General features: G+C 71.5%; 22 protein-coding genes. 7 read left to right on the plus strand and 15 right to left on the minus strand.

The genetic code is table 11. From position 1 onward, the window contains the following. Positions 1 to 176 precede the first annotated feature (176 nt). Positions 177 to 689, plus strand: a complete 513-nt coding sequence (locus O3597_RS23965) for an SRPBCC family protein (RefSeq protein ID WP_164446642.1) — start codon at positions 177 to 179, stop codon at positions 687 to 689. A 34-nt stretch (positions 690 to 723) separates the two neighbouring features. On the opposite strand, the gene O3597_RS23970 is transcribed toward O3597_RS23965, so the two are convergent. Next, positions 724 to 1,113: a hypothetical protein gene (locus O3597_RS23970; RefSeq protein ID WP_164446643.1), complete on the minus strand. Its 390-nt coding sequence runs from the start codon at positions 1,111 to 1,113 to the stop codon at positions 724 to 726. Between the two features lie 154 nt (positions 1,114 to 1,267). On the opposite strand from O3597_RS23970, the gene O3597_RS23975 reads away from it, so the two are divergent. Beyond that, entirely contained in the window at positions 1,268 to 2,629 is a 1,362-nt protein-coding gene (locus tag O3597_RS23975; protein ID WP_164446644.1) for an ABC transporter substrate-binding protein, read from the plus strand. Between the two features lie 60 nt (positions 2,630 to 2,689). Here the strand turns inward: O3597_RS23975 and O3597_RS23980 are convergent, their stop codons facing one another. Both O3597_RS23980 and O3597_RS23985 read right to left on the minus strand, forming a co-directional pair. Continuing rightward, positions 2,690 to 3,433, minus strand: a complete 744-nt coding sequence (locus O3597_RS23980) for an enoyl-CoA hydratase/isomerase family protein (RefSeq protein WP_281602462.1) — start codon at positions 3,431 to 3,433, stop codon at positions 2,690 to 2,692. Further along, entirely contained in the window at positions 3,430 to 4,344 is a 915-nt protein-coding gene (locus O3597_RS23985; protein ID WP_164446647.1) for a 3-hydroxyacyl-CoA dehydrogenase family protein, read from the minus strand. The genes O3597_RS23980 and O3597_RS23985 overlap by 4 nt, the downstream gene beginning before the upstream one ends. Positions 4,345 to 4,538: 194 nt before the next feature. On the opposite strand from O3597_RS23985, the gene O3597_RS23990 reads away from it, so the two are divergent. Further along, positions 4,539 to 4,835: a hypothetical protein gene (locus tag O3597_RS23990; protein WP_164446648.1), complete on the plus strand. Its 297-nt coding sequence runs from the start codon at positions 4,539 to 4,541 to the stop codon at positions 4,833 to 4,835. A 77-nt stretch (positions 4,836 to 4,912) separates the two neighbouring features. On the opposite strand, the gene O3597_RS23995 is transcribed toward O3597_RS23990, so the two are convergent. Further along, positions 4,913 to 5,692, minus strand: a complete 780-nt coding sequence (locus O3597_RS23995) for a methyltransferase domain-containing protein (RefSeq protein WP_164446649.1) — start codon at positions 5,690 to 5,692, stop codon at positions 4,913 to 4,915. Between the two features lie 54 nt (positions 5,693 to 5,746). On the opposite strand from O3597_RS23995, the gene O3597_RS24000 reads away from it, so the two are divergent. Continuing rightward, positions 5,747 to 6,127 (plus strand): PPOX class F420-dependent oxidoreductase, encoded by a 381-nt coding sequence (locus O3597_RS24000; protein WP_164446650.1) that lies wholly within the window; start codon positions 5,747 to 5,749, stop codon positions 6,125 to 6,127. A gap of 99 nt (positions 6,128 to 6,226) precedes the next feature. Here the strand turns inward: O3597_RS24000 and O3597_RS24005 are convergent, their stop codons facing one another. Then, on the minus strand, positions 6,227 to 6,436 hold the full coding sequence (locus O3597_RS24005; protein WP_007073996.1) for a BldC family transcriptional regulator: 210 nt from the start codon (positions 6,434 to 6,436) through the stop codon (positions 6,227 to 6,229). 252 nt (positions 6,437 to 6,688) lie between these two features. Further along, the gene (locus O3597_RS24010; RefSeq protein WP_164446652.1) at positions 6,689 to 7,528 is read right to left on the minus strand and encodes a hypothetical protein; all 840 of its coding nucleotides are present in this window, start codon (positions 7,526 to 7,528) and stop codon (positions 6,689 to 6,691) included. A 268-nt stretch (positions 7,529 to 7,796) separates the two neighbouring features. Between O3597_RS24010 and O3597_RS24015 the strand changes: the two genes are divergently transcribed. Continuing rightward, complete coding sequence (locus tag O3597_RS24015; RefSeq protein ID WP_164446654.1) at positions 7,797 to 8,879, plus strand: Glu/Leu/Phe/Val dehydrogenase; 1,083 nt, start codon at positions 7,797 to 7,799, stop codon at positions 8,877 to 8,879. 295 nt (positions 8,880 to 9,174) lie between these two features. Further along, complete coding sequence (locus O3597_RS24020) at positions 9,175 to 9,387, plus strand: DUF3073 domain-containing protein (RefSeq protein ID WP_093403828.1); 213 nt, start codon at positions 9,175 to 9,177, stop codon at positions 9,385 to 9,387. 146 nt (positions 9,388 to 9,533) lie between these two features. Here the strand turns inward: O3597_RS24020 and amcA are convergent, their stop codons facing one another. From amcA to O3597_RS24045, 5 genes are all read right to left on the minus strand, one after another. Further along, entirely contained in the window at positions 9,534 to 9,770 is a 237-nt protein-coding gene (gene amcA / locus O3597_RS24025; protein WP_164446656.1) for a multiple cyclophane-containing RiPP AmcA, read from the minus strand. After that, entirely contained in the window at positions 9,739 to 10,842 is a 1,104-nt protein-coding gene (gene amcB / locus O3597_RS24030; protein WP_301282340.1) for a cyclophane-forming radical SAM peptide maturase AmcB, read from the minus strand. The genes amcA and amcB overlap by 32 nt, the downstream gene beginning before the upstream one ends. A 176-nt stretch (positions 10,843 to 11,018) precedes the next feature. Then, the gene (purM, locus tag O3597_RS24035) at positions 11,019 to 12,173 is read right to left on the minus strand and encodes a phosphoribosylformylglycinamidine cyclo-ligase (RefSeq protein ID WP_164446660.1); all 1,155 of its coding nucleotides are present in this window, start codon (positions 12,171 to 12,173) and stop codon (positions 11,019 to 11,021) included. Positions 12,174 to 12,237: 64 nt separating this feature from the next. Beyond that, positions 12,238 to 13,797, minus strand: coding sequence for an amidophosphoribosyltransferase (gene purF, locus O3597_RS24040; RefSeq protein WP_281602463.1), 1,560 nt, complete (start codon positions 13,795 to 13,797; stop codon positions 12,238 to 12,240). A gap of 163 nt (positions 13,798 to 13,960) precedes the next feature. Then, positions 13,961 to 14,323 (minus strand): sterol carrier family protein, encoded by a 363-nt coding sequence (locus O3597_RS24045; RefSeq protein WP_281604624.1) that lies wholly within the window; start codon positions 14,321 to 14,323, stop codon positions 13,961 to 13,963. 565 nt (positions 14,324 to 14,888) lie between these two features. Here O3597_RS24045 and O3597_RS24050 point away from each other — a divergent pair. Further along, on the plus strand, positions 14,889 to 16,664 hold the full coding sequence (locus tag O3597_RS24050; protein WP_281602464.1) for a carboxypeptidase-like regulatory domain-containing protein: 1,776 nt from the start codon (positions 14,889 to 14,891) through the stop codon (positions 16,662 to 16,664). A gap of 19 nt (positions 16,665 to 16,683) precedes the next feature. On the opposite strand, the gene O3597_RS24055 is transcribed toward O3597_RS24050, so the two are convergent. The 4 genes from O3597_RS24055 to purS all read right to left on the minus strand — a co-directional run bounded on the left by O3597_RS24055 (position 16,684) and on the right by purS (position 21,250). Continuing rightward, positions 16,684 to 17,439, minus strand: a complete 756-nt coding sequence (locus O3597_RS24055) for a 2-phosphosulfolactate phosphatase (RefSeq protein WP_216592760.1) — start codon at positions 17,437 to 17,439, stop codon at positions 16,684 to 16,686. A gap of 4 nt (positions 17,440 to 17,443) precedes the next feature. After that, positions 17,444 to 20,239 (minus strand): phosphoribosylformylglycinamidine synthase subunit PurL, encoded by a 2,796-nt coding sequence (gene purL / locus O3597_RS24060; protein ID WP_281602465.1) that lies wholly within the window; start codon positions 20,237 to 20,239, stop codon positions 17,444 to 17,446. Positions 20,240 to 20,306: 67 nt separating this feature from the next. Then, positions 20,307 to 20,990, minus strand: a complete 684-nt coding sequence (purQ, locus tag O3597_RS24065; RefSeq protein WP_164446663.1) for a phosphoribosylformylglycinamidine synthase subunit PurQ — start codon at positions 20,988 to 20,990, stop codon at positions 20,307 to 20,309. Continuing rightward, on the minus strand, positions 20,987 to 21,250 hold the full coding sequence (gene purS, locus O3597_RS24070) for a phosphoribosylformylglycinamidine synthase subunit PurS (RefSeq protein WP_164446664.1): 264 nt from the start codon (positions 21,248 to 21,250) through the stop codon (positions 20,987 to 20,989). Before purS ends, purQ begins: the two co-directional genes overlap by 4 nt. Positions 21,251 to 21,441 lie beyond the last annotated feature (191 nt).

Consider the following 21,441-nt stretch of genomic DNA (forward strand, 5'->3'; position numbering starts at 1 on the left):
CGCGGACCGCCCGGCGACGTCCCGCCGCGCATACCCGCTCTCCGGACGGCCATCCCGGCGCGGAGGCGGATCGACAACGCATGATCAATCGACGCCGACGAGTACGGCGATCATCAGGCGGGACAGACATCGGAGGAAGCTGCGCACGGGGGCATGAGCCGGTATGGTCCGGGCCTATGGGACAGGGGATGGCCGATCCTACCGACATCCAGCAGGAACTTGAACGGTTCGCACTCCGCAGCACCCTGTTCGTCCCCGCCTCCGCCGACCGGGCGTACGAGGTCTTCACCGGACGGCTCGCCGACTGGTGGGTGATGGAGTACACCTGGTCGGGCCCCACCCTCCTGGCCGAGCTGGGCATGGAGCCGCGCCCTGGCGGGATGCTCTACGAGGTCGGGCCCTACGGGTTCCGCACCGACTGGGGGCGCGTGCTGACCTGGGATCCGCCCCGCCGCCTGGTGTTCACCTGGCAGATCAGCGCGGATCGCGCACCGGTGCCCGACCCGGCGCGGGCCAGCGAGGTCGAGGTGCTCTTCACCCCCGCCGAGGCCGGCACCCTCATCGAGGTGGCGCATCGGCACTTCGACCGGCACGGCAGCGCCGCCGAGGGCTACCGGCGGGCGCTCACCGCCGGCTGGCACGAACTGCTCTCCCGCTACGCCGCGACACTGATCCACTCGCCCGCATGAGCGCCGAGCCGGGCGCGACCACCGACGCGGACGGTCAGGCGGCCCGCTGCCGCAGCGTCGCCACGGTCGAGCCGGCGAGCGTGAGCAGACACTCCGGCAGCAGCCCGTCGGCGGCCGCCGCGCCGAACAACGCCCGGGCGGTGTCCAGGTCGGCGTTGGCGTACGCGCTGACGAAGCGGGCCACCCACCGGGCGTCGTACCCGGCCTGGTCGATGCCGGGAAAGTCGAGCGCGCAGGCTCCGGGCGGCACCGGATCCCCCACCATCGTCGCGGCCAGGCACCACGCCACGTCGTACGCGCCGGCCAGGCCGGCCCGGTCGACCACCGCATCGAAGGTTCCCACCACCGCGTCGGAGTCCCCGTCGAGGGCCGAGCTGAGGATGGCGGCGGCGTCCTCGAACAGCTGCTGTGGCGAGTCGGTCACGGACCGCACAGTACGGGTGCCGGTCAAGGAACCCACCACAATTACTCTCCGCACATGGTGGAGGCGACCTGCGGATAGACCGGCCTCCACGGTCCCGCCGCCCGTCACGGCACGCTAGTCTGCGCAGCGGACCTTCGCCCGAGGAAGGACGACCATGTACATGTCGCGCGGCTCGCGGACGGCCATCCTGGCTGTCTGCGCCACGGTCCTGCTCGCCACCAGCGCCTGCGGGGAAGAGCAGCCCGAGGAGGCGACCACCCAACAGGTGCGCCTCTACGGCACGGACGGCAACATGCTCAACTCGTACCCGGAGGAGTTGCAGGATCGCGCCGGCCTGGTCGACGGGATGAAGGGCACCACTCCGCTCACGCCGCTGCCGGACAACTTCAAGAACCGGCTACGGTCCGTGGACCCGAGGTTGACCGACTACCTCTACTCCGCCGAGGCGTACGACGCGGTGCTGATCAGCGCACTGGCGGCGCAGCTCGCCGGGTCGACCGATCCCGCGGACATCGCCAAGCAGATCGTGGGCGTCACGAACAACGGCACCAGCTGCACCACCGCGAGCCAGTGCCTGCGACTGGCCCGCCAGGGCACCGACATCGAGTACCGCAGCGTGTCGATCACCCGGGCCGGCTTCACGGAAGCGGGCGAGCCGGCCACCGCCAGTTACGCGACCCTGCACTTCGACGGTCAACAGCTCAACGACGCCAAGACGGAGTTCGTCGGCGCCGGTGACGAGTCGGCGGCGAGCAAGAAGAAGCCACCGAAGGCGAAGCGGCAGAACGGCAGCTTCCCCGACCCGAACAGCGGCGCCCCGCTGGTCCTGGGTGGCCTGCTCCCCAAGACCGGTGACCTGGCCATCGCCAACCCGCCGATCGCGGCCGGTGCGGCGCTGGCCCTCAAGGAGATCAACGCGGCCGGTGGGGTGCTCGGCGAGGACGTGGTCTGGATCGACGGCGACGACGGCACCAGCCCGACCGTGGCCAAGGCGACCGTGGCCAGTCACATCGACGCCGGCGTACACGTGATCATCGGTGCCGGTGGCTCGGGCATCTCCGCGGCCGTGCTGCCCGACGTGGTGGACGCCGGCCTGATCCTGTTCTCGCCGTCCAACACGGCCGCGGATCTGACCGAGGCCGACGACAAGGGTCTCTACTTCCGCACCGCCCCGCCGGACAGTCTCCAGGGTCGGGCGCTGGCCGACGTGATTCTCCGGGACGGCCCGCAGAAGATCGCCATCGTGGCGCGACAGGACTCGTACGGCAAGGGGCTCCAGGAGGTCGTCCGGGCCGAGTTGGAGCGGGCCGGCTTCGGCGGCGACAAGGTGAAACTGCTCGGCTACGAGCCCGGCGAGGACGCCGAGGCCGCCCCGATCAACTTCGGTGAGGGCGCCAAGCAGATCAAGCAGTTCGGGGCCGACGCGGTGCTCATCATCGGCTTCAGCGAGTCCGCCGCGGTGATCCGGGCACTCGCCGACGCCGACGTACCGCTGGCGGCGCTCACCGCGTCCTGAGCCAGTCGTCACCGACGGCCGCACCGTGACACGGTGCGGCCGTCGCCGTTTCCGGGCGCGTCAGCGCCCGCGCCGCCGGTCCAGGAACTCCGTCATCCGGCGGTGCTTCTCCTCGTCGGTGAAGAGCACCGCCTGGCTGACCAGGTCCAGCTGTGGATGCGCGGCGGTCGGGGCGTCGACGGCGAGCTTGGTCAACCGCAGCGCCAACGCCGAGCCCTTGGCCATCTCGTCGATCAGACCGTGGGCCGCCGGCAGCAACTCGTCGGGTGTGGTCACCACCCGGTTCACCAGGCCGATCCGCAGCGCCTCCGCCGCGTCCACCCGCCGCCCGGTGAACAGCAGTTCCTTGGCCAGCGCCTCGCCCACCAGCGCCGGCAGCCGGTGGGTGGCACCGGCACCGGCCAGGATGCCGAGCCGCACCTCCGGCTGGCCGAACACCGCCCGCGCCGAGCAGACCCGAAGATCGCAGGCGTACGCCAGTTCGGCGCCGCCGCCCAGCGCCGGGCCGTCGATCGCCGCCACGGTCGGCATCGGCAACGCCCGGATCCGGGCGAAGGCCGCCGAGTTGATCGCGGCCAGTGCGTCCAGCCGGCCACGCTCCCGCAACTGGGCGATGTCCGCCCCGCCGGCGAAGATCCCGTCGGTGCCGCCGGTCAGCAGCAGCATCCGGGGGTGTGCCTCCAACTCGGCGCAGACCTCGTGCAGCGTCGCGATCAGGTCGGTGTCGATGGCGTTGCGCTTCTCCGGCCGGTCCAGCGTGACCACCAGCCGGTCCGGTTGCTCCTCGACCCGCAGTCCGCTCATCGTGCCGCCTCCGGCGACTCGGCACCGCCAGTGGTCGCGACCGGCTCGCTGCCGCCCGAGCGAACCCCGTCGGTCCAGCGGTAGAAGCCGTGCCCGGACTTCTTGCCGAGCCGGCCGGCGGCGACCAGTTCCACGAGCAGCGGCGGCGGCGCGAACCGGTCGCCGTACGCGGCCTGCAACGTCCGCGCGATGTCCAGGCGCACGTCCAGACCGACCAGGTCGGTCAGTTCCAGCGGCCCGATCGGGTGCCGGTAGCCGAGCACCATCGCCTTGTCGATGTCGGCGGGGCTGGCGACCCCGTCGGCGACCATCCGGATCGCCTCCAGCCCGAGGGTCACGCCGAGTCGCGACGTGGCGAAGCCCGGCATGTCGCGTACCACGACGGGATCCTTGCCCAGCCGGCCGGCGAGCGTGACGGCCGCGTCGGTGGTCTCCACCGCGGTGGCCGGGCCGACCACGATCTCCAGCAGCGCCATCGCCCATACCGGGTTGAAGAAGTGCAGCCCGCAGAAGCGCTCCGGCCGGGTCAGCCCCGCCGCGAGATCGGCGATCGGGATGCTTGAGGTGTTGCTGCCCAGCAGCGCCGGGCGCAGCGCCTCCGCCTCGGCGAGCACGGCCCGCTTCAGGTCGGCCCGTTCCGGTACCGCCTCCACGATCACGTCCGGTGCCGGTGCGACCTCGGCGAGCCCTGCCCGCAGGGTGATCCGCGCCTGGTTGGCGTCCGCCTGGTCGGCGTCGAGCCTGCCCCGCCGCACGGCCCGCTCCCAGAGGTCGGCGAGTCGCCGCAGCGCGGCGTCACCCCGATCCCGGTCCACCTCGACCAGCTCCACGGCATGTCCGCTGCCGGCCGCCACGTACGCGATGCCGAGACCCATCGTGCCGGCACCCACCACCACGAACCGTTCCGTCATCGCGACACCACCGCACAGTGAGAATCGGCCCCTCGCTGACGCCTGCGGCGCGCGGGGTCGCCGCCACGCCGGGAATCAGCCCGTACGCTCCGCTCAGTCATGCTGCGACCCTATGCAGCGCCGGCCCCGGTCCCATGCGTGGGGGCGGACGAGATCGGGTACAGACCGCCGACAACCGAGGGAAGGACGAGCAGATGAGCCAGGCACCGGAGACCGTGGACGGCGCGGGCGCCGAGGGAATCGTCGAGACGCGCGGCGACGAGCGCGTCGAGCTGCTGCGTGCCGACACCAACAACGACGGCCGCACCGACGTGTGGGTGGTCGACACCGACGGTGACGGGAAGGCCGACCTGTTCCAGTTCGACACCGACGGCGACGGCAAGGTGGACGTCACGATGGTCGACATCGACGAGGACGGCCAGCCCGACGAGATCGTCGACGGCGACGGCGGGCTCCCCCCGGAGCCGCTGCCGCCGACCATCACTGTCTGAGGTGTCAGGAGGGCCCCTGACACCGCCTCCGGTGCGACAGGGGCCCTCCTGACGTTTCCACACGCGCTGCGTCGAGGTCAGCGGGCCAGCCGCAGGGTTGCGAGATAGTACGGCGCGTCGCGGTTGTCCACGTCCACCAACTGCCAGGGCGAGCCGTGCACCAGCTCGGCGAGTTCCTCCGGCGAACAGACCAGATAGTCGAACCAGGGCGTGCCCAGCTCGCGGTAGCGCAGCCGCAGCCGCAACTGCCCACCGAGGCGGCCCCGCCGCCGGTTGTGCTCGTGGTACGCGGTGTGCACCGGATCGCGGGTGCCGTACGGGTCGGTGCCGTGCGCGATCACCTGCGCGCCGGGTCGGGCCACCGCCGCCAGCGCGGCGAGGAAGGCCGGCGCCCGTTCCCGCCCCTCCAGCAGGCCGAGGTTGTTGCCGAGCAGCAGGAAGGTGTCGTACCGCCGCCCGCTCGCGGCGTGCTCGTCCACGGTCGCGTGCACCAGGTCGCGTACGCCCCGGCGGCGGCACACCCGCAACGCGCCGGCCGAGGTGTCCAGCCCGGTGACCGGTACGCCCCGCTCCTGCAGCAGCAACGCGATCCGTCCGGCGCCGACACCGACGTCCAGCGTCGCGCCGCGCACCCGGTCGACCGCGCGGTGGTCGTGCGGCTGCCAGTCCTGCGGTCCGTCGAGATAGTGGGCGGCCGGTGCGCCGTTGACCAGCCCGTCGTCCCGCTCGATGATCTCGATGACCGGGCGGGGCAGGCGCCCACCGGCCAGCGGCCGGGGACCGATGCCGGTCGCCACCGCCAGCGCGTCGCGCAGCAGTTCCCCGAAGACGTCACCGGTTCGTGGTTCCCCCGTCACACGCTTCACGCTATCCGGCCGGTCAGTTGGCCGCAGCGCCCGTATCCTGGCGGCGTGACCACGTTGGACCGCCTCTCCGCCGAGAAGTACATCCTCCTGACGACGTTCCGGAAGGACGGTCGTGCGGTGCCGACCCCGGTCTGGGCGGTCCGCGACGGCGACGCCCTGGCGGTGTGGTCGGCGGCCGACGCCGGCAAGGTGAAACGGATCCGCCGCAGCGGGCAGGTCACCGTCGCTCCCTGCGACGTACGCGGCCGACCACACGGCGAGGCGGTGCCGGCCCGGGCGAGCCTGTACGACCCGGGCGCGACCAATCGCATCCGTGGCCTGATCAAGCAGAAGTACCGGGTGATCGGCCGGCTGACCCTGCTCGGCAGCCGGCTGCGCCGGGGCGAGGGTGGCACGGTGGGCATCCGGGTGGAGCTGACCGACTGACGTTCCGGCCCGATGCTCGGGGCACGCCGGCCCGGACATGGCGAAGGGCGACGGAACAGGTCCGCCGCCCTTCGTGAAGCTGTGTTATCAACCGTGTGGTCAGTCCCCCTGGCGCTGCTGCGGAATCTGTCCCTGCAGCAGTGCCCTGACCTCAGACTCGCGGTATCGGCGGTGACCGCCGAGCGTCCGGATGGCGCTCAGCTTGCCAGCCTTCGCCCAACGGGTCACCGTCTTCGGGTCGACACGGAACATCGACGCCACCTCGGCCGGTGTGAGTAGCGGCTCTGGTTCGTGCGTTCGCGATGCCATCGGTCACTCCTCCACATGTATAGACATCGGCCGGGGTCCCGCCGGCCGACGCGTCTCCCATGGTCCGGCTAGTCCCCGATGTCCGACATGGGCCGAACGGCCGAACGTCCCTAGACGGACGGATGAACCATGCCCGATTTATACGACTTTTACACGCCACAAAGTAACTTATTCGGACTCATGATCACGGTTCGTGATGCGTCAACTACGAAGCAGCCTCGCGTTGGGCCCGGAAATTGGGACATTAAGGCCCTAGTTGCAACGCTCCAGAAGTTGCACCGCGCGCCATCGCGCGACCAACTTGTCGTACGCCGCCGACGCTTCCTCCGCCTCGCCCCGGGACAGCCCGGCCAACCCGGCCGCGACCAGTTCCGGTGAGTCGTCCTCGGCCAGCGTCTCGTCCGAGAGCAGCTCGACCAGCCCGCCGTAGTCGAGTTCCACCACCGACCGCGGGTGGAACTCCTCCAGCCAGCGGGCCGCCTCCTCGACCGCCTCCGTGATCGGCGCGTCGCCGACCGACTTGCGGAGCACCGCGAGCGCCCGGGACGAGCGACGGCGGGCCTTGGAGATCTCCGTCCGGAAGCGCAGCGAGCGCCGGTCGGGGACGGTCACGTGGTTGCGCTCCTCCGGCTCGAACAGCACGAACCAGCGCAGCGGTACGCCCCAGGTCGCGATCTGTTCGTGCACCCGGGGAACGCCGTGCTCGAGCACCCGGGCACCGCTGCGCCAGTCCTCCACCACCGCCTTGGCCTGCCCGGCCAGCACCGGCGGCACGAAGGCGTCGGCCAGCACCGGCGGCACGCCGTCCCGCGCGCTCAACGCCGCCTCGGCCACCCGGATCCGCAGGTTCCACGGGCACACCAGCAGCGTCTCGTCGGTCTCCAGCACGTACGCCTCGTCCGGCAGGTCCGGCAGCCGCGTCCACCCGGCACCGAGCGCCTCGATGACCGAGGTCCGCTGCCGGCCGGGCCCCTCGACCGGCGCCACGGCCCGCCCCTGCTCGACGTAGCGCCGCCAGTAGGACTGGCGGTCCCGGTCGAAGGCGGTCAGCGGCTCGTACACGCGCAGGTATGAAGCGAAGAGCGACGGCACGGCGCGATCCTCCCACGAACGGCAAGCCGAGCGTTGCTCGGCGTCACCGGGCGACCTGGCGCGGCGCAGGAGCAACCCGGGCAAAGCGCTGCGCGCCGCCTCGTCCGCGGCGGAGGTGGGGCCGGGACGGGCCGCCCGAGGGGCGGGACGGCGACCACTGGGGTACGGCGCGACGCCCGCCGATACTAGGCTCGCAGCACCGGCAGCATCCCCGCCGGCTGACCAGGTCCGCGCCTCACGAGGGCGCCCGCCGACACAGGAGCCAGTCATGGGCGTATTCGCCACCACGGACGACCCGGAGGCCACGGGTCACGAACAGGTCGTGTTCTGCCAGGACAAGCAGACCGGCCTGAAGGCGATCATCGGCATCTACTCCACCGCGCTGGGTCCCGCGCTCGGCGGCACCCGGTTCTACCCGTACGACAGCGAAGAGGCCGCGCTCGCCGACGTGCTCGACCTCTCCCGCGGCATGGCGTACAAGAACGCCCTCGCCGGCCTGGACCTGGGCGGCGGCAAGGCGGTCATCTGGGGCGACCCCGAGCAGGTCAAGAGCGAGGCGCTGCTGCGCGCCTACGGCCGCTTCGTGGAGTCCCTCGGCGGTCGTTACTACACCGCCTGCGACGTCGGCACCTACGTGCCGGACATGGACGTGATCGCCCGGGAGACCCGGTACGTCACCGGCCGCAGCGTCGAACACGGCGGCGCGGGTGACTCCTCGATCCTCACCGCCTGGGGCGTCTTCCAGGGCATGCGGGCGGCGGCCGAGCACGTCTGGGGCGTGCCGACGCTGCGCGGTCGGCGGGTCGGCGTCGCCGGGCTGGGCAAGGTCGGCAAGTACCTCGTCGGTCACCTGTCGGAGGACGGCGCCGAGGTGGTCGCCACCGACGTGAACCCGCGGGCCCTGGACTGGGCACGCACCACCCACCCCGAGGTCCACCTCGTCGACGACGCTACCGCCCTGGTCGCCGCCGACATCGACGTGTACGCCCCGTGCGCCCTCGGCGGCGCGCTGGACGACGACACGGTGGCGGCGCTGCGGGCCAAGGTCGTCGCCGGGGCGGCCAACAACCAGCTCGCCCACTCCGGCGTGGAGAAGCTGCTCGCCGACCGGGGCATCCTCTACGCGCCCGACTACGTGGTGAATGCCGGCGGTGTGATCCAGGTCGCGGACGAGATCGAGGGCTTCGACTTCGAGCGGGCCAAGTTGCGGGCCACCCGGATCTACGACACCACGCGGGAGATCCTCCGCCTCGCCGACACCGACGGCGTGCCGCCGGCCGTGGCGGCGGACCGGCTGGCCGAGCGGCGGATGGCCGAGATCGGCCGACTGCGCGCGATTCATCTGCGCTGACGACACGCCGTCGGGGCGGGGCCCCGGTGGTCCCGCCCCCGACACCCTGGCCGGCTAATCTGAACATACGACGTGTTCGTGGAGATTTGCCCTCATGTCACGGCCGATCCCAGCATCGCTCCTTACCGGGTACACTGGGTGACGTCCTGACAACCGCAACGCGCGGTCGCGGTCGTAGGTAACCCGAGGTGCCGAACGGTGGCATCCCCATGTACCGTAAGAGCCACGAGAGATGCCTGACGTCATCGGGGCCCGCCTTCGGGCTGCCCCGCATTCTGTGCGAGGGGGTCGAGCCATGGGGCGCGGCCGTGCTAAGGCCAAGCAGACAAAGGTGGCCCGGGAGCTGAAGTACCACTCCCCGAACACCGACCTCGCCGCCTTGCAGCGAGAACTCGGCGGCAGCGGCAAGTCGGACCGCAACTTCGACGACGACTACAAAGAGTACGTCGACGATGACGAGGACCACTCCGACGACGACCCGGACAACTGGGTCCGTCCGACCCGCTGACCCCCGGTCACATCTGAGCACGCGGTGACTCCCCGCGTGCTCACGCATGTGCCCGCTAGGCGGCGGCGTGCAGCACCCGACGAGTCGAGGGCCCACCATGGCCGGACGCTGTTCCGGCGGCGTGGCGGGCCCTCGGCACCGACGGGTCAGCGGGGACGGTTGTTCCAGTTGTAGAACGTCGGGATGTTCTCGAAGTGGTTCCAGGCGCAGACCGCACTGGCTCCGTCGCCACCGGCCACCTCCGCCCGTAGTCGACGCGCGACCTCGGCCTCGTGGAGCAGGGCGTTGAGTCCGGCAGCGACCGCCCGCACCCGGTCGGCGACCCGGTCGGGCTCGTCTCCCGTCGCGGTCTCAGGCTCCCGGTGACTGGTGGTCTCGGGCATGCTCCAACACTCCCTCCAGTAGGCGGATCTTGCTGTTGCGGCAGTGCTCGGTCTCCGTACCGTCAAAACGCCCCAGCTCGAAGTAGCGGTTCGCCGCGTGGCCTCCGCCACAGAAGCCGAAGTACGGGCAGGAGGAGCGACACGCCTCCACGCCGTCGATGAACTCACCGACCCAGGTTGTGCGCTCCGCCGCGGCCAGGATGGTGTGCAACGGGGTGGTGAGCACGCTTCCGCTGGAGAAGTCGCCGTAGCGGGAATCGGTGAAACCAGCCAGTTCGGGCGAGAGCACCACGACCGAGCCGTCGTACGCCACGGTCGGTATCGGGTCGAGCCGGCCGGGCAGCAGGTCGTCCGCCGTACCGTCCAGCACCGCCGCGGCGTACCGCAACGACCACTCCACCTCCCGCAGGTGGATCCGGGGATCCCGCCGCCAGGCCGAGACCAGCTCGGCCCAGAACCCGGTCACGGCCGGGGCGGCATGGGCGTTGTCCCGGGTGTTGACGCCCTCGGTCTCCTCGATGTTGACGCCGAGCACCTCACAACCGAGGTCGAGGAAGTAGTCGTACAGCTCGGTGGCCCGGCCGGGGGACGGGTCGTTCACCACCGCGAGCGCCGAGAACGGCAGCCCGTGCCGACGCAACGCGGCCACCCCGCGGACGATCCGGTCGTACGCCGGCCGACCCGCCCGGGTGACCCGCTCACCGTTGCGTTCCCGAGGCCCGTCCACGCTCACGCTCACCCGCATCCGGTGCCGGGCGAAGAACTCGCACCAGGCGTCGTCGATCAGGGTGGCGTTGGTCTGGACGTGGTGCTCCACCTCGGGCCCGAAGGGTGCCATCAGCGCCGCCAGCCGCTCCCGGCCGGCGGCCAGCGGCTCCCCGCCGTGCCACACCACCGAGAACCGGTCGGTGGCCGCCCACCGGTTCACCGAGGCGGCCACCGCCTCGGCCACCGCCACCGGCATCTGCCGGTCCGCCGCCCGAAACGGCAGGTAGCAGTACGCGCAGTCGAGATTGCAGAGGGTGGTGGGCTGCATCACGACGTACGACGGGACGGTGGCCAGGCCCCGCATCCCGCCCAATGACCGTCCCCGCGCAGCCATCGCCCTCCTCCGTAGCGGTCTTGGGCTGCCGGGCGCGACCCGGCCTGGGCCCGCCCCACAGCTCTCGAGGGTGCCCTTCAGGCTAGGCGGCGACGGCCACTCGGGTGAAGCCCTGATCAGGTGGTCGGACGATCAGCGCAAAGTCATCATCCTCGGGTGTGCTGGCCGACCATCCGCACCTCACCGGTGCCCTCGATGATCTCGCCGACCTGCCAGGCGTCGACGCCCCGTCCGGTGAGCGTGGCCAGCGCCCGGTCGGCGTCCTCCGCCGACACGATGGCGAACATGCCGACGCCCATGTTGAAGGTCGCCTCCATCTCCGGGTCCTCGATCCGGCCCTTGGACTGGACCAGGTCGAAGACCGGCTGCGGCTTCCACGTCGACCGGTTGACCACGGCGTCCACGTGTTCCGGCAGGATCCGCACCAGATTGCCGGGAATGCCACCGCCGGTGACGTGGGCCAGGGCCCGTACCTCGGCCTCGGCGATCAGCTTGAGGCAGTCCTGCGCGTAGATCTTGGTGGGGGTGAGCAGTTCCTCGCCGAGGGTGCGCTGGCGGCCGAAGTCGTCGATCACCACGTCCAGTCGCATCCGGCCGGCACCGAGCAGGACGTGCCGGACCAGGGAGTAACCGTTCGAGTGCAGGCCCGACGACCGCATCGCGATCACCACGTCGCCCACCTCGACCCGCTCGGAGCTGAGGATCTCGCTCTCCTCCACCACACCGACACCGGTGGCGGAGATGTCGTACTCGTCGGGGCGCAGCACACCCGGGTGCTCGGCGGTCTCCCCACCCAGCAGCGCGCAGCCCGCGTACCGGCAGCCGTCGGCGATGCCGGCGCCGATCTCGGCGACCTTGTCCGGCACGACCTCGCCGGTGGCGATGTAGTCGAGCAGGAACAGCGGCTCCGCACCGCAGGCGACCAGGTCGTCGACGACCATCGCGACGAGGTCGATGCCGACCGTGTCGTGGATGTCCATCTGCTGGGCGATCACCAGTTTGGTGCCGACGCCGTCGGTGGAGGAGGCCAGGATCGGGTGCTTGTACTTCGTGGTGTCTAGCCGGAACAGGCCGGCGAAACCGCCGAGGTCACCCATCACCTCCGGCCGGCGGGTCTGCTTCACCTTCGACTTGAGCAGCTCCACGGCACGGTCACCGGCCTCGATGGACACCCCGGCGTCCGCGTACGAGACCGCGCGTTTGCGCGCCGGACGGCCGGAACCGGCCGTCCAGGGCTGACGGTCCCCGCCAGCGCCGCTCGGGCTGCCTCCTGCGCCGCTGCGCTCGGACACGTGCGTCACGGTTCTCCCCTTTGTGGTTCTCGGCTGTCGCGTCGACGGTGACCGGCGCCGCAGCCGGGTGGTGCTACGGGCGGTTTGTGGTCGCCGACGGTTGGCGGTCGCCGAAGTTGTCGAGTTGCGGGACGAGTTGCTCGGCGGATCCGATCTCGTCGGCCGAGTGGTTGGCGACCCGGCGGCCGATTCCTTCGAGCACGTGCTTGCCGATCAGGTTGCCGACCGGCAGTTCGATCGGGTACTCCCCGTCGAAGCAGGCGCGGCAGAGTCGGGTCTTGGGCTGCTCGGTCGCGGCGATCAGGCCGGACAACGAGACGTAGCCCAGCGTGTCCGCGCCGATCGAGCGCCGGATGCCGTCGTTGTCGAGGCCGTTGGCGAGCAGTTCGGCACGGGTGGCGAAGTCGATGCCGTAGAAGCACGGCCAGGAGACCGGCGGCGAGGAGATGCGTACGTGCACCTCCACCGCGCCGGCCTCGCGCAGCATCCGCACGATCGCGCGCTGGGTGTTGCCGCGGACGATGGAGTCGTCGACCACGACCAGACGCTTGCCCCGTACGTTCTCGCGTAGGGGGTTGAGCTTGAGTCGAATGCCGAGCTGGCGCAGCGTCTGCGACGGCTGGATGAAGGTACGGCCGACGTAGGGATTCTTCACCAGGCCGGCACCGTAGGTGATGCCGGATCCCTCGGCGTAGCCGATCGCCGCCGGCGTGCCCGACTCGGGCACCGGGATCACCAGGTCGGCGTCGACCGGGTGTTCCTTGGCCAGTTGCCGCCCGATCTGCACCCGGGCGGCGTGCACGTTGCGGCCGGCGATGGTGGCGTCCGGGCGGGCGATGTAGACGTACTCGAAGAGGCAGCCCTTGGGCTCGGGGGCGGCGAACCTGGTGGACCGCAGCCCCTCCGCGTCGATCGCGATCAGCTCGCCCGGCTCGACCTCGCGGACCACGCTGGCACCGACGATGTCCAGCGCGGCGGTCTCGCTGGCCACCACCCAGCCGCGCTCCAGTCGGCCCAGCACCAACGGACGCACGCCGTGCGGGTCGCGCGCGGCATAGAGGGTCGACTCGTCCATGAAGACGAAGCTGAACGCGCCCCGCAGTCGCGGCAACACCTCCAGCGCGGCAGCCTCGACGGAGAGATCCGGCCGGCTGGCCAGCAGCATGGTGACCAACGAGGTGTCGTTCGTCGAACCGTCGGTGCCCAGGCCACGCTCGGCCACCTCGCGCTGCAACTCGGCGGTGTTGACCAGGTTTCCGTTGTGCGCCAACGCGATGGTGGTGCCCGAACTGGTCGCCCGGATGGTCGGCTGGGCGTTCTCCCAGGTCGACGCGCCGGTGGTGGAGTAACGCGCGTGCCCGATCGCGACGTGACCACGCAGGCTGGCCAGCGTCGGCTCGTCGAAGACCTGGGCCACCAGGCCGAGATCCTTGTAGACCACCACGCCGGAGCCGTCGCTGACCGCTATCCCGGCCGCCTCCTGCCCCCGGTGCTGCAACGCGTACAGCCCGAAGTAGGTCAGGTTGGCGACCTCCTCCCCCGGGGCCCAGACGCCGAAGACACCACACGCGTCCTGGGGGCCGGGTCGCTGGGGATCAAGGTCGTGGCTCAGCCGGCCGTCGCCTCGGGGCACCTGCCGCTCCCTCTTGCTGGTCTGGACTGGCCTGGCGGAACCACGGGGGTTGCTCCGCACCTCTCGGCCGGGGACCACACTGTCGTCGCCTGACAGTGTACGCGAATCCATGTCGCCACATACAGTCACATTATCGGCGCTCTGTGTCATCCAGTCTCAGCCGTCACCGCAGTTCGAGGGGCAGATACGCGGACAGATCCGCGCGAGCGCCACTCGCCTTTACGCGACCCTCCGTGACTGCCCGCGCCCAGTCGAGTCGTCCCGTCGCCAAACCGAGCCAGGTTTCCGGATCCATCTCCACCGTGTTCGGCGGAGTACCGCGGGTGTGTCGCGGCCCCGGAACGCACTGAACTGCACCGTAAGGTGGGACTCGCACCTCCACCGATCGGCCGGGGGCACCGTCCGCGAGGAGGGTCAACAGGGCCCTGACCGCCTCGCGGAGCACCGACCGTTCGGGTGTACGCCCCTCATCGAGCGCCGACAGTGCCGCCGCGACCGAGGCGGACTTTATGTACGGAGAGGACACGACGGGACGATACGGCGTGACCGCGCCGGCCGTCACGCTGGCCCCTGGGTCGCGCCGATCCGGCCGGACAAGGCATAGTTGCCGACGGCGTATTCGTACCGTGATATTCCCCCGCCCGGCACCCGCCGGACAGGGGAGATCAGTCCGGAAGGCGGTGGACGTGTCAACACACCGACGAGCCTGGCACAAGCGGGCCGGTGTGGTCGTGGCGCTGATGATCGGTGCCCTGCTCGCCGTCCCAGCCACACCCGCCTTCGCCGCCCCGAGCGTCAACGACGTTACGGCTTCCCCGAGTTCGGTCGAGGCCGGCAAGACAACCAAGATCAGCTACTCCCTTAACTTCGAGGATGACGCAGGGCCGGCGGATGTCACCGTCACCTCGAATAACGGAAAGCTACGCTGCGTAGAGGGCTGCAATCGCGGCGGTGTCAACGCAAGCGGTGCTTTCGAAGCCACCTTCCAGCTCGCCAACGATGCCACCAATGGATCGGCCAGGATCACTGTCAAGGCAACCGATGCCTCGGGAGTCATCCGGCAGACGGAGGAGGCATCTACCACAGTCACGATGGTTGCAGCGCCGCCGCCGACGACGCAGGCACCGCAGACGGTGCGGTCGATCTCCGGCAAGGTCGTCAACCAGGGCGGCGAGGCGGTGCCGAACGCGTACGTCCTGCTCAAGGACAGTGCCGGAAAGCAGCGGGACACCACCACCAACGGCGACGGCAACTTCCGGTTCACCGGCAGCAGCGACAACCCGATCGCGCCCGGGCGGATCGACATCGGCGCGAGCGCCGACAACAAGAACGCCGTGGCGAGCTTCACCGCCAACGCCGGGCAGAGCATCACCGGTCGGCGGATCACCCTCCCGATCGCGGCGGCCTCGGAGAGCCCGAGCGCCAGCCCGTCGGCCAGCGAGTCGGCGGTGCCGACCGAGGACCCGTTCGAGGACGAACTCGGCGAGGACGAGGAGACCGCGGCCGAGAGCGCCGCCGCCCAGGCCGCGGCCTCCAACGAGGACTCCGGCGGTTTCGGCAACTGGCTGCTCATCCTGCTGGGTGGTCTCTTCGTGGCCGTCGGTGTCGGCACGATCGTGCTGCTGTGGATGAAGCGCAAGGAGAACGAGGACGGCGAGCCGGACGGTGACGTGCCCGCCGGTGCTCCGGCCGGCGCGGTCCCGGCCGCCCGTGGCTCGTTCGCCGGCGCGGACGACCAGACCCGGGTGGTGAACCGGGTCGGTGCCGCACCGGACCCGACGATGGTCGGCGGTCCCGGGTTGGCCAACGCGCCGACGATGATGCACCAGCCGGTGGTCGACGATGTCCCGCCGGACCCCTACGGCGCACCGCCGCAGCCCTACGGCGCGGCGAGCGGACCGGGTGGCTGGTCCGGTGCCGGCGGCTACGGCGACGAGCCGGGCGGTTACGGCGCTGCGGGCTACGGCAACGCCCCCTCGTCCGGCGGCGGCTACGGCAATGCCCCCTCGTCGGGCAGCGGCTACGGCAACGCCCCGGCCTCCGGCAGCAGCTACGGCAACAGCCCGTCGTCCGGCAGCGGCTACGGCAGCCGCGACTACGGTGCCGGCAACGCCGGCCCGGACTATCCCCCGGCGGGTGGCGGCTACGGCGAGCGGTACGACGAGCCGACCGGCCGCTACCAGGGTGAGGAAACGGCCTACCCGGCTCCCGCCGACCCGTACGCCACCGGGATGTACCAGCCGGACGCCGGCGGGCCGGGCTACGGCCAGACCGAGTCGGGCGGCTACGGGCGGAGCGAGGCCGGCGGCGACTACGGCCGCAACGAGCCCACCGGCGGCTACGGCCAGAGCGACCCGACGCGGGGTTACCGGCACGGCGAGTCGGGCGGGTACGGCCAGAGCGACGCGACTCGCGGCTACGGCGAGGGTGAGCCGGGCGGCGGCTACGGTCAGGCCGACCCGAACCGGGGCTACGCTGCGGGTCAGTCGGGTGGCGGCTACGGCGCGTCGCCGAATGGTGGATACGACCAGCCGGCCGGCGGCTACGGCCAGGATGCCGGGCACCAACGCGGTGGCTACGACAACACCAGCTACGACGGCGCCTACGAGCAGGGTGGCTACGGCGGCGCATACGGCCAGGACGCACCGTCACGTGGTGGGTACGACCAGGGTGGTTACGGCGGCGGCCAGGCCAGCGGCGGGTACGGCCAGGAGCCCCCACGCCAACGTGGTGGCTACGACGAAGGCTATGACCAGGGTGGCTATGACCAGGGCGGCTACGGCGACCCGGCACAGGCCGGCCGCGGGCGACCCGACGGCGCACCCCAGGACCGTGGCGGCCGCCGCTTGGACTGGCTCGACGACTAGCGCCGGGCACCGCGGGCGGTCAGGCGGCGGAAAAGACGCCCTGCCGCAGCAGTGGGATGACGTCGGAGGTGCCGAGGCGTACCGCGATCTCGACATCCTCGGCGAAGCCGCCCTCGATCAGCTCTCGGCCGGAGACACAGCCGCGGATCGCCGCCGGTACGTCGGGGATGCTGGCCAACGCGGCCAGTGCCGTGGCCGCCTCCACCGAGAGCCCGCCGGGCGCCCCGGAGAGGGCATCCAGCACGCTGGCCGCGCCCAGCTGGTCCTCCACCGACGGGCGCAGCGATCCGTCCGGCCACCGTTCACCGGCAGCCACCACGCCAATGGGGGCGGCAGTCGAGCCGTACCCCCGGCTGGTAAGCCAACGCCCGACGGCGCGGGCGTTGCGCAGGTTGGCCGCGACCACCGGTAGCCCGGTGGCGCTGGCGGCGGCGCTGATCGCCGATCCGTTCGGCGACGGCAGCACCAGGTCGGTCACCACCGGAGCCCGGCTCAGCGCGGCCGGCGACAGCGACCACGGATGGTCACGGGTGACCTGCCGGCGGCCGGTCGCGGCGACCGCGCCGACCCGGCGCGCGTACGCGGCGGCCTGCTCACCCCAGGGGAACGGATGCACGCGCATCCCCCGACCCACCGCCACCTCGACGGTGGTGGTGAACGACAACACGTCCACCACCACCAGCGCGGCGCAGACCCGGCCGAGTTCGGCCGCACCCGCCAGGCCCCAGTCGAACCGGACCCCCGACCCCGGTTGGGCGGATACGGCCGCGGCCAGCGCCTCAGCGCTCGTCGGGCGCGGGGGGCTGCTCGGTGTCACCGTGCTGCGGAGCGTCCGCCCCGGATGCCTCGTGGCTGCCCGCCGAGTCAGCCGGACCGGCGACCCCGGTCGACGGCGGGGTTGCCGCGACGCGACCGGTACGCACCGGCGGAGTGGCCCGCTCGGCCGGCCGGTCGGCCGCCTCCTCGGTCGGGTCCACCGACGGCGCGGTCTCGGCCGACGCCGGTACGGCCGGTGTCGGCTCGTCGGTCGCCTGCTCGGCACCGGCCGTCGTGGTGCCGGCCGGGTCGACCCCCGACGCGGTGTCGGAGTCGGCGGCCGGGTCGACCGCACCGACCGGTTCGTCGGTGACGACGTCGGCAACCGCCGGAGCGGTCACCTCGAACGGCTGCACGCCGCCGAACAGCGCCGGCAGGGTGCCGGTGTACGCCTCGCGCAGCTCGTCCAGGCCGATCCGGAACTGGCCGTGCACCTCCAGCGCGCCGGCCGTCGGGTCGGTGACGCCGATCAGCTCCCACGGCACGCCGTGCTCACCGCAGAGCGCGGTGAACGCCTTCTCGTGACCGCGCGGCACCGAGACGAGCACCCGGCCCGCCGACTCGCTGAACAGGAAGACGAACGGCATCGAGGTGCCCTCGAAACGCTCCGGCACCGCGATCCGCGCCCCGACGCCATGGCGCAGGCAGGACTCCACCAGGCTCTGCGCGAGACCACCGTCGGAGAGGTCGTGCGCGGAGCTGAGGTGCCCGACCCGGGCCGCATCGGCCAGCAGGCCGGCGAGCTGCTTCTCGCGGGCCAGGTCGACGTGCGGGGGTACGCCACCGAGGTGCTGGTGGACGACCCAGGCCCACTCCGAGCCGGAGAGCTCCACGTGCGTCTCGCCGAGCAGGAAGAGCTGGTCGTGATCGGCACCGGCGCGCGGGACGAAGCCCGACGCCACCCGGTCGGCCACGTTCTCCAGCACCCCGAGCACGCCGACGACCGGCGTCGGGTGGATGGCCGCCGCCCCGGTCTGGTTGTAGAAGCTGACGTTGCCGCCGGTCACCGGGATGCCCAGCTCGGCGCAGCCGTCGGCCAGGCCGCGTACGGCCTCGGCGAACTGCCACATCACGCCCGGGTCCTCGGGCGAGCCGAAGTTCAGGCAGTCGGTGACCGCGATCGGCGTCGCGCCGGTCACCGCCACGTTCCGGTACGCCTCGGCCAACGCCAACTTGGCGCCCTGGTACGGGTCGAGCCGGGCGTACCGGCCGTTGCCGTCCACGGACAGCGCCACGCCCAGCCCGGTGCGCTCGTCGATGCGGATCACACCCGAGTCCTCCGGCTGGGCGAGCACGGTGTTGCCCAGCACGTAGCGGTCGTACTGCTCGGTGACCCAGGTCTTGTCGCAGAGGTTGGGTGAGGCGATCATCCGCAGCACGGTCTCGCGCAGCGTGTCCGGGTCGCCCGGCCGGGGCAGCGTCTCGGCCCGGTCGGCCTGGAGCAGGATCAGGTCCGCCGGCTCGCGCATCGGCCGGGCGTAGACCGGCCCGTCGTCCACGAGCGAGCCCGGCGGCACATCCACCACCAGGTGGTCCCGCCAGGTGATGTGCAGCCGGCCCGGTGAACCGTCCGACTCGGGCGCGGTGACCTCGCCGATCGCGGTGGCCCAGACGCCCCACTTCTCGGCGGTCTTGAGCACCGCCTCAAGCTTCTCCGGCGCGACGACCAGCAGCATCCGCTCCTGGGACTCGCTGGCCAGGATCTCGTGCGGCTCCATCGAGGGCTCACGCAGCGGCACCCGCTCCAGCCACACCCGCATGCCGGTGCCGGCGGAGGCGGCCGTCTCGGTCAGGGCGCAGGTCAGGCCGGCACCGCCGAGGTCCTGGATGCCGACGACCAGTTCGGCGTCGTACAACTCCAGGCACGCCTCGATCAGCAGCTTCTCCATGAACGGGTCGCCCACCTGCACGGACGGGCGACGCTGCTCGCTGCCTTCGGTGAAGGTGGCGCTGGCCAGCACCGAGACGCCGCCGATGCCGTCCCGGCCGGTCTTGGCGCCCATCAGCACCACCACGTTGCCGGGGCCGGTGGCGTCCTTCTTCTGCAGCCGGTCGACCGGCAGCACGCCCAGGCAGAGCGCGTTGACCAGGGGGTTGCCCTGGTAGCAGGGGTCGAAGACCACCTCGCCACCGATGTTGGGCAGACCGAGACAGTTGCCGTAGCCGCCGACACCGGCGACCACGCCGGGGAGCACCCGGGCGGTGTCGGGGTGGTCCGCGGCGCCGAAGCGCAGCGGGTCCATCACCGCCACCGGACGGGCGCCCATCGCCAGGATGTCGCGGACGATGCCGCCGACACCGGTCGCCGCGCCCTGGTACGGCTCGACGAAGCTCGGATGGTTGTGCGACTCGACCTTGAAGGTCACCGCGAGTTCGTCGGAGATCCGCACGACCCCGGCGTTCTCCCCGATGCCGGCGAGCATCCGGTCGCTCGGCGGGGCCTTCTCCCCGAACTGCCGCAGATGCACCTTGCTGGACTTGTAGGAGCAGTGCTCGCTCCACATGATCGAGTACATCGCCAGCTCGGACTGGGTCGGCCGGCGGCCCAGGATGTGCCGGATGCGGTCGTACTCGTCGTCGGCGAGCCCCAGCTCGGTGTACGGCTGAAGTTCCTCCGGGGTGCCCGCGGCGCGCGGCACGGTGTCCACCCCGTCGGCCCAGTCGGTGGCCGCCGGGACGGCGGCGTGCCGGGCCGGAGCGACCGGCTGGGCCGGCACCGCCTCCGGGTTCTCCCGCACCGGGTCCGGGTGCGTGGTCATGACGTCTCCTTGTTGCGCTCGCCGCCCGACGGGCGGGTGAGCCGACCGATGATCCCGCCGCGCACGGTCACGCCGGCGCCCCCACCAGGTGCTTGAGCACCGAGGTGAAGAAGCCGAGACCGTCGAGGGAGGGGCCGGTGAGCGCCTCCACCGCGTGCTCGGGATGCGGCATGATGCCGACCACGTTGCCGGCCTGGTTGGTGATCGCGGCGATGTCGCGCTGCGATCCGTTGGGGTTGCCGCCGACGTAACGGGCGACGACCCGGCCCTCGGCCTCCAGCTGGTCCAACGTCGCCGGGTCGGCGACGTAGCAGCCCTCGCCGTTCTTGACCGGGATCAGCACCTCCTGGCCCGGCTGGAACGTGTTCGTCCAGGCGGTGCCGGTCGCCTCGATGCGCAGGATCTGGTCGCGGTTGCGGAAGTGCAGGTGCTGGTTGCGGGTGAGCGCCCCGGGCAGCAGGTGCGCCTCACAGAGGATCTGGAAGCCGTTGCAGATGCCCAGCACGGGCAGGCCACCACCGGCCGCGTCGATGATCTTCTCCATCACCGGCGCGAACCGGGCGATGGCGCCGCAGCGCAGGTAGTCACCGTAGGAGAAGCCGCCGGGCAGGACGACGGCGTCCACCCCGTGCAGCTCCGCCTCGCCGTGCCAGAGACGGACCGGTTCGGCGCCGGCGATCCGTACGGCCCGGGCGGCGTCCCCGTCGTCGAGCGAGCCGGGGAACGTCACCACACCGACCCGGGCGGTCACGGCCGGGCTTCCGCGGGCTCGTCGGTCTCGACCAGATGGACCGTGAAGTCCTCGATGACCGGGTTGGCGAGCAGCTTGTCGGCGATCTCCCGGGCCCGGTCCAGGTCCGGTTCACCGGTAAAGTCGATCTCGATCCGCCTGCCGATCCGTACCGAGGCGACGTCGTTGACGCCGAGCCGGGGCAGCGCGTTTGCGACGGCCTGGCCCTGAGGATCGAGGATCTCGGGCTTGAGCATGACGTCGACGACGACGCGAGGCACTGGGCACTCCTGACTGTGTACGCAGTTGGGTGCCGACCCACAACGGGCGAGCGCAGCCAGCCTACCTGGCAGATGCCGCACCGGACGCACCGGCCGGACGCCGCTGGAGTGCCGCTCGACCCTAGCCGCACGGACCGATCGGGACCGATACGGGTTCGTTGCGATCCCGATACGGCTTCGTTGCCCGCCAC

This window comes from Verrucosispora sp. WMMA2044 (assembly GCF_027497155.1).
Lineage (GTDB): Bacteria > Actinomycetota > Actinomycetes > Mycobacteriales > Micromonosporaceae > Micromonospora > Micromonospora palythoicola.

Bases quoted from the DNA above. Each gene is read 5' to 3' on its own strand.
- O3597_RS23965 (WP_164446642.1), top strand. From the start codon at position 177: ATGGGACAGGGGATGGCCGATCCTACCGACATCCAGCAGGAACTTGAA.
- O3597_RS23975 (WP_164446644.1), top strand. From the start codon at position 1,268: ATGTACATGTCGCGCGGCTCGCGGACGGCCATCCTGGCTGTCTGCGCC.
- O3597_RS23980 (WP_281602462.1), bottom strand. From the start codon at position 3,433: ATGAGCGGACTGCGGGTCGAGGAGCAACCGGACCGGCTGGTGGTCACG.
- O3597_RS23985 (WP_164446647.1), bottom strand. From the start codon at position 4,344: ATGACGGAACGGTTCGTGGTGGTGGGTGCCGGCACGATGGGTCTCGGC.
- O3597_RS23990 (WP_164446648.1), top strand. From the start codon at position 4,539: ATGAGCCAGGCACCGGAGACCGTGGACGGCGCGGGCGCCGAGGGAATC.
- O3597_RS24005 (WP_007073996.1), bottom strand. From the start codon at position 6,436: ATGGCATCGCGAACGCACGAACCAGAGCCGCTACTCACACCGGCCGAG.
- O3597_RS24015 (WP_164446654.1), top strand. From the start codon at position 7,797: ATGGGCGTATTCGCCACCACGGACGACCCGGAGGCCACGGGTCACGAA.
- O3597_RS24020 (WP_093403828.1), top strand. From the start codon at position 9,175: ATGGGGCGCGGCCGTGCTAAGGCCAAGCAGACAAAGGTGGCCCGGGAG.
- amcA (WP_164446656.1), bottom strand. From the start codon at position 9,770: ATGCCCGAGACCACCAGTCACCGGGAGCCTGAGACCGCGACGGGAGAC.
- amcB (WP_301282340.1), bottom strand. From the start codon at position 10,842: ATGCGGGGCCTGGCCACCGTCCCGTCGTACGTCGTGATGCAGCCCACC.
- O3597_RS24050 (WP_281602464.1), top strand. From the start codon at position 14,889: ATGGTTGCAGCGCCGCCGCCGACGACGCAGGCACCGCAGACGGTGCGG.
- purL (WP_281602465.1), bottom strand. From the start codon at position 20,239: ATGACCACGCACCCGGACCCGGTGCGGGAGAACCCGGAGGCGGTGCCG.